This window comes from Arsenicicoccus sp. UBA7492 (genome assembly GCF_002479615.1).
Taxonomy (GTDB): domain Bacteria; phylum Actinomycetota; class Actinomycetes; order Actinomycetales; family Dermatophilaceae; genus Arsenicicoccus; species Arsenicicoccus bolidensis.
Genome location: NZ_DLOE01000057.1, coordinates 156,477 through 163,330 on the forward strand (window position 1 = coordinate 156,477; position 6,854 = coordinate 163,330).

Annotated in this window: 6 protein-coding genes; 3 read left to right on the forward strand and 3 right to left on the reverse strand. The window is 71.5% G+C overall.

The features are described 5' to 3' along the window. The first annotated feature begins 385 nt into the window (after nucleotides 1-385). A complete protein-coding gene (locus B4E97_RS17275) occupies nucleotides 386-520 on the forward strand; it encodes a hypothetical protein (RefSeq protein ID WP_286960947.1) in 135 nt (44 codons plus the stop codon). Nucleotides 521-736: 216 nt separating this feature from the next. Here the strand turns inward: B4E97_RS17275 and B4E97_RS17280 are convergent, their stop codons facing one another. The 3 genes from B4E97_RS17280 to B4E97_RS17290 form a co-directional block, all read right to left on the reverse strand. Further along, nucleotides 737-2,017, reverse strand: coding sequence for an SAM-dependent methyltransferase (locus tag B4E97_RS17280; RefSeq protein WP_286960948.1), 1,281 nt, complete (start codon nucleotides 2,015-2,017; stop codon nucleotides 737-739). 5 nt (nucleotides 2,018-2,022) lie between these two features. Further along, nucleotides 2,023-3,381, reverse strand: a complete 1,359-nt coding sequence (locus B4E97_RS17285; RefSeq protein WP_286960949.1) for an FAD-binding oxidoreductase — start codon at nucleotides 3,379-3,381, stop codon at nucleotides 2,023-2,025. 140 nt (nucleotides 3,382-3,521) lie between these two features. Continuing rightward, nucleotides 3,522-4,751: an acetyl-CoA hydrolase/transferase family protein gene (locus B4E97_RS17290; protein WP_286960950.1), complete on the reverse strand. Its 1,230-nt coding sequence runs from the start codon at nucleotides 4,749-4,751 to the stop codon at nucleotides 3,522-3,524. 62 nt (nucleotides 4,752-4,813) lie between these two features. On the opposite strand from B4E97_RS17290, the gene B4E97_RS17295 reads away from it, so the two are divergent. Then, nucleotides 4,814-6,262, forward strand: a complete 1,449-nt coding sequence (locus B4E97_RS17295) for an FAD-binding oxidoreductase (RefSeq protein WP_286960951.1) — start codon at nucleotides 4,814-4,816, stop codon at nucleotides 6,260-6,262. After that, nucleotides 6,259-6,798 carry a DUF4916 domain-containing protein gene (locus B4E97_RS17300; RefSeq protein ID WP_029211180.1) on the forward strand — a complete coding sequence of 180 codons (540 nt, stop codon included), beginning with the start codon at nucleotides 6,259-6,261 and terminating at the stop codon, nucleotides 6,796-6,798. Before B4E97_RS17295 ends, B4E97_RS17300 begins: the two co-directional genes overlap by 4 nt. Nucleotides 6,799-6,854 lie beyond the last annotated feature (56 nt).

Consider the following 6,854-nt stretch of genomic DNA (forward strand, 5'->3'; position numbering starts at 1 on the left):
CTGGACGGTGCTGATCACGAGGACGATCGCGCCGTGCGGCGCTCCCGCGGTGCCACCTCGCTTGCCGGTCGCGGGATCTCGTCATACGGGCTCGTATGACGAACGCGGCCGACCGCTCTGGTCGAAGGCTGTGACGGGCCCGCCCGTCCGGGTCTAGTAGGCGCTCTGCTGGTGGCGGGGCGCCGTTCTTCCGGAGACTCGCCGGTGATAGCGGCTCAGACGTCTGTGAGACCAGTCTATCGGAGACCGCAGACACACCTCGAATCCATCCTTTTCGCTACTGTGTGCGAGCCCTGTCACCCGGCTGCACCTACCGGATCGTGTTGCGTGGCAATAGGATTGGTCCGTCGACGAGGACGTGGCGGGCGGCCGGAGGTGGTGGCAGATGGATCTGGAGGAGCTCTGGCGCACGCCCGCGGTGACCGCCGCGATCGAGGACCTCCTCGCGACCGTCTCCGAGGCGTATGCCGTCGCGCAGGCCCAGTCCGGGGTGGCAGCTCCCGCTCTCGGCGCGTGCTGACCTCGCGTGGCCGGACTGGGCACGACGGCTGGAGCTCACGCCGCCGCCGCACCGACGGCAACCACCGCCTCTCCACCCGCCGTCCTGAGCGACGACCGACGCGTGACGTCAGGGTGCGGCGGACTCACCTGCACAACGCCCAGCAGCGGCGTGGCGTCCTGGGCCTTCGTCTGGTGGTGCGTGCGAGTCCGCCCGCACGCGGGGACGGCATACGGCTCAGGGACGCCAGTCGGGTCGCAGGGGGTAGGTCGTGGCCCCGTCCTCGCCGACCTTGGTCGCCAGGATCTGGTGCAGCTGCAGCCAGTTGGCCTCGAACGCCATCCGCGAGCCGGCCATGTAGAGGCCCCAGATGCGCGCCGTCGCCAGCCCGGCATCCTCGACGCAGAAGTCCCACGAGTCGACGAGGTTCTCGCACCAGTGCTGCAGCGTGAGGGCGTAGTGCATGCGGAGGTTCTCGTCGTGCTGGACCTCGAACCCCGCGTCGTGGCACTCGCTCACGAGACGCCCGGGTGCGGCCAGCTCCCCGTCCGGGAAGACGTAGCGGTCCGTGAAGGGCTCCGGCCGGAAGTCCGCCCGTCCGTCGGCGCGGGTGATGCAGTGGTTGAGCAGGCGCCCGCCCTCGCGGAGGTGGTCGTGCAGGAAGGCGAAGTACTTCCCGTAGTTGCGCACCCCCACGTGCTCGGTCAGGCCGATCGAGCTGATCGCGTCGAAGCCGCCCTCGGTCACGTCGCGGTAGTCGGCGTGCCGGATCTCGACCTGCCCCGACAGACCCGCACGCTCGACGGCCTCCTGCCCCCACGTGGCCTGCTCGCGCGACAGGGTCACCCCCAGCACCGACACCCCGTGCTCACGGGCGGCGTGCATCGCCATCCCTCCCCAGCCGCAGCCGACGTCGAGCAGCCGCTGGCCGGGCCGCAGCGCCAGCTTGTCGGCGACGAGGGCGAACTTGCGCTCCTGCGCCTGCTCCAGCGTCGTCTCGGGGGTGTCGAACACCGCGCACGTGTAGACCATGGACGGGCCGAGGACCCGCTCGTAGAAGGCGTTGGACACGTCGTAGTGCGAGGAGATGGAGGCAGCCGCGCGCCGACGGGGGTCGATCGAGCGGACCGCCCGGCGCCAGCGCGGCAACGCCTCCATCGGCGGTGCCGGCGGAGGGAGGACCATGCGCGGGCCGAATCCTCGCAGCAGCGCAGCCAGCTCGCTCGGCGCCGGCCGACGCGTCCGCACCTCGCGCTTGAGCCGGCGGAAGATCTCGTAGGGATCGCCCTCCTGGACGCCCCGGACCACCAGGTTGTCGGTGAGGTAGGCGCGGGCGAGGCCGAGGTCGCCGGGCGCCGAGAGGATGTAGCGGAGCCCCTCCTCGCTGGCGACGTGCACCGCGAGGTCGCTGTCCTGGGGACCGAGGTCGGTCCCGTCATAGGCCGTCAGGCGGAACGGCAGCGGCCCCTCGGTCACCACCGTCACCAGGTCAGCCACCCGCGGAGTCTGTGCAGTCATGGACATCATCGACCACCCACCTTGTCGTACATCGTCGGGAATCGGCCGGACGGGTCGTACCGGTCGCGGACCGCGCGCCAGGCCGCCCCGTCGTACAGGCGGTCGAAGGTCTGTCGGTCGTAGTAGACGTCGGAGTACAGGGACTTGTGACCGCCGAGCTCTCCGACCCGCTCCTCGATCATCCGGTTGACGTCGCCGTCGCGGCGGCCCGGCTCGATGGGCACCGTGCCCCAGAAGCCGACGTTGACGTAGGTGCGCCCAGGCTCGAGCGGATAGAGGGGCCAGGTCCGAGCGGTCCGGATGCCACCGGGGCCCTCCGACTCCCGTAGCCGCAGGGGACACACCCAGATCGGCACCATGGGCACGTGCTCGAGGAACCACGAGACGAAGTCCTCGAGACGCTCGAGGGGCACCTCGACGTCCTGCACGACGCGCTCCCGGTCGGGCAGACCGCGCCGCCGGTCGAGGGCCGCTGCGACGCCATAGCGGTTCTCCAGCCCGACGATGCGGTGGTAGACGTCGCTGCGTCGCCACCGGCGCGGCCACACCCGACGGACCAGCGGGTGCTGCGCCCCGAAGGCCCCTGAGCACCAGAACCAGTCGGTGTCCCAGCGCCAGAGGTAGTCCACGCCCGTCAGCCGGTCCTCGTCGTAGCGCTGCACCGAGCGGTAGTAGACGTCCTGACCGGTGTAGTCGCTCGTGGGGCCCGTCCGCTCGTCGTCGAAGCGCGCGAGCGTCAGCACGGCCTCGTCCGGCCCGAACACCACGCCGTCCATCGCGTCGACGGGCTCTCCGGCATACGACCGGGCCTCGGTGACCTGCTCCACGAGCCGGGTCAGCTCACTCACCCCACCCAGGTGCACGTGGCGCAGCGCCACCTGACGACCGAGCGGCTGGAGCTCGATGACGAGGCGCGTGGCGTAGCCGAGGCTGCCGTAGGAGTTGGGGAAGGTCGCGAAGAGGTCGGCGTGCTCGCCGTCCGGGCGAGCCGTCACGACCTCGCCGGTCCCGGTCAGCACGTCCAGCTCGAGCACGGACTCGTGCGGGAGCCCGTTGCGGAAGGACGTGGCCTCGATGCCCAGCCCGCTGACGGCTCCGCCGACCGTGATCGTCCGCAGCTGCGGCACCACCAGCGGCATCAGCCCGTGCGGGGCGGTGGCCTCGACGAGGTGCTCGTAGGTGCACATGCCCTGGACCTCGGCCGTGCGCGCCACCGGGTCGACGTGCAGGACCTCGGTCAGCCCCGAGACGTCGAGCCCCTGCGAGGCCCGGCCCCGGGGGCGGAAGAGGTTGGACGTGGACTTGGCCAGCCGGACCTGCTCACCCGGAGGCATGGCGGCCAGGGAGGCTTGCAGCCCGGCCACCGCGACACGGTGGTGAGACGGAACGTGGTTCAACGACCCCATGCCCAGCACGTTACGACTTCGTAGCCGACAAACGGTGCCCTAACCACATGGTGAACACTCGTTCACGGACACGGACGCGGACGCCGGCGGTCCAGGGGTCAGGCCAGGCCGAGCCCCTGCGCCGCCTCCCACAGGGAATCACGCACCCGCGGGTGCGCGGCCTGCTCGATGATGTTGCGGGCCTGGACCTTCTCCGGGTGACCGAAGACCTCGGCCACGCCCTGCTCGGTGATCACCGCGGAGTGCTGGAAGGACGTGGTCGGCTCGGTCAGCATGGGCACGATCGTCGACACGTCGGCCTTGGGGTGCCACGAGCGGAGCGCCATCATCGCCTGGCCGCCCTTGGCGTGCAGCGCCCCCACGATGAAGTCCGTCTGCCCGCCGAAGCCCGAGTGGATCCGGGCCTTGATGCGCGAGGCGTTGGCCTGCGAGAGCAGGTCGACCTGCAGCGCCGTGTTGATCGAGGTCATCTGCGGCTGCTTGGCGATCTGTCCCGGGTCGTTGGTGATCTCGGTGCGGCGCATGATGATCCGGTTGTTGAGGTGGCACCACTGGTAGAGCGCCTCGCTGCCGAACGCGAACGACGCGACGATGGGCCGCATCTCGTCCAGCGCCCCCACGCGGTCGAGCAGCAGCACGCCGTCGGAGAACATCTCGGTCCAGATGCCGAGGTCGTGCCGGCGGGCGAGGCCCGGAAGGGTCGCGTCGGGCACCGCGCCGATGCCGAGCTGGAGGGTGGCGCCGTTGCCGACGCGCCCGGACACGAGCTCGCCGATGAGGGCGGTCGCGTCGTCGGGCTTGGCCTGCGCCTGGACCGCGGCGATCGACGCGTCGGCCTCGATGAAGGCGTCGAAGATCTCGACGGGGAACTCGCCGTCGCCGTAGGTGTAGGGCATGTGCTTGTTGATCTGGGCGACCAGGATGCCGCCACGCTCCTTGACCGCCTCGATCGCGGCCACCATGACGTTGACCTCGACGCCGAGCGAGACCTTGCCCCCGATGGGGGCGCTCACGTGCACGGCGACGATGTCCGGCGCCAGGGTCGTGCGAAACAGCATGGGCACCAGGGACAGTCGCGTCGGCGTGTAGTGCAGGGTCGGCAGCTTGCGCATCCCCACCCCGACGAAGCAGGACTCGTGCTGGACGCCCTCGCGGGTGGAGATGCCCGCCGGCGCGTTGAGCATGTTGAGGCGGTAGGTCGGCAGGGCCTCGTCGACGACCCCCAGCAGCGCCCAGGGCGGCACGTGGTTGCCGGTGGCGACGACGCGGGGGTTCTCCGGTGCGCGCTCCAGCAGGGACTTCATCTGAGCGGTGCTGATGACGTTCATGGTCCTAGCCTGCCCGAGCCCCTGTGGACGTCGGCACCCGGGCTCCGCCTACGATCACTCGTATGACGATTACCGCCCACCGTCTCGTCCCACCCGCCCTGCAGGCGGCGGCCCTCACCGATCCCGCCACGCTGTCGGCGCACGCGCTCGACGCGGCGCTGGGCATCCCCGAGCCGCGGGACTTCACGCTCGTCCGGGCCCGCGACACCGGCGACGTGGTCGAGGCGCTGCGCTGGGCGGCGGCCGAGCGGATCCCCGTGGTGCCGCAGGGCGCCCGCACGGGACTGGCGGGCGGAGCGGTCCCGCTCGAGGGCGGTCTGGCCCTCAACCTCGAGGCGATGGCGACCATCGAGGACGTCGACGAGGTGGAGGGACTGGCGCTCGTGCAGGCGGGCGTCATCACCTCCGACCTCAAGGCCGCGGCGTCGGGCGTGGGCCTGCACTACGGCCCTGACCCGGCCTCGGTGGCGATCTCGACGATCGGGGGCAACGTCGCGACCAACGCCGGTGGGCTGTGCTGCCTCAAGTACGGCGCCACCAGCGACGCCATACGAGCTCTCGAGGTGGTCCTGCCCGGGGGCGAGGTGATACGCACCGGCCACCGGACCGCCAAGGGGGTGGCGGGTCTGGACCTGACCGGGCTGTTCGTGGGGTCCGAGGGCTGCCTCGGCGTGGTGACCCGGGTGTGGGCGCGCCTCGTCCCGCGGCCGGACGACCCGACCACCGTGCTGGCGACCTTCCCGACGCTGCGGGAGGGGTGCGAGGCCATCGTGGCGCTGCGCCGCGAGCGCCACCGACCCAACCTCCTCGAGATCATGGACGGCCCCACGGTGGGGGCCATCCGGGCGTATGGCGAGCACGTCGGCAGCGGCGACTACGGCTTCCCGGCGGGGGTGCAGGCAGCGCTGCTCGTCCAGTCCGACCGCCCGGGCCACGCCGCCGAGGACGCGGCCCGCTATGCCTCGGTGTGCGCGGACGCCGGGGCCACGTCCGTGTCGGTGTCGGGATCACGCGAGGAGTCCGACACCCTGATGGCCGGGCGCCGGGTCATCTCCCCCGCGCTGGACGGCCTGGGCCACAACCTCACGGAGGACATGTGCGTGCCAGTCCGGCACCTCGCTGAGTTCATCGAGCGGGGGTATGCCGTGGGCGAGCGCCACGGCACCCGCATCGTCACCGCGGGGCACGGCGGCGACGGCAACCTGCACCCGACGGTCTACTTCGACCCGGCCGACCTCGACGCGGTGCGCCGCGCCCACGACGCGGTCACCGACCTCGTCGACGAGGCCCTGCGCCTGGGCGGCACCATCACCGGCGAGCACGGCGTCGGCATCCTCAAGAGCGACTGGCTGGAGCGCGAGCTCGGGACCGCCGAGATCGAGCGTCAGCGTGGCCTCAAGGCCTTCTTCGACCCGCTGGGGATCATGAACCCCGGGCGCGTCCTGTGGCCCGCGACGCCGATGAACGCTCCCGCGCCGCACCGTCCCTCGCGTGATGGAATGTCGGCATGAACCCCATGGACGTCGACGCCTCGGCCGCCTGGCTCAGCCACGAGTCCCTCGAGCAGGCGCGGGAGCGGCTGCCCATCCTCTATGTCGACGTCGTGCCCGTGCGCGTCGACGACCGGGGCGAGGTCACCCACGTCGGCACCCTGCTGCGGGTGTCCGGCAACGGCGAGATGGCGCGCGAGCTGGTGAGCGGACGCGTGCTCTACCACGAGCGGCTGCGCGACGCGCTGATCCGGCACATCGAGAAGGACCTCGGGCCCCTCGCGATGCCGCGGATCCCGGTCAGCCCCCAGCCGTTCACGGTCTCGGAGTACTTCCCCACCCCGGGGGTCACGCCGTTCCACGACCCGCGGCAGCACGCCGTGGCGCTGGGCTACGTCGTGCCCGTGGCCGGTGACTGCGCGCCGTCCCAGGATGCCCTGGACCTGGCCTGGCTGACCCCGCGCGAGGCGTGCAGCCGCGCCGTGGGCGAGGAGATGGGTCGGGGCCACGCGACCCTGCTGCGGCAGGCCCTCGCCCACCTCGGTTTCGCCGTCTGACCCGCCCCCGGTAAAGGCATCGACCGGCCTTCGTTCGTTGGCTGCCAGCCTCGTCT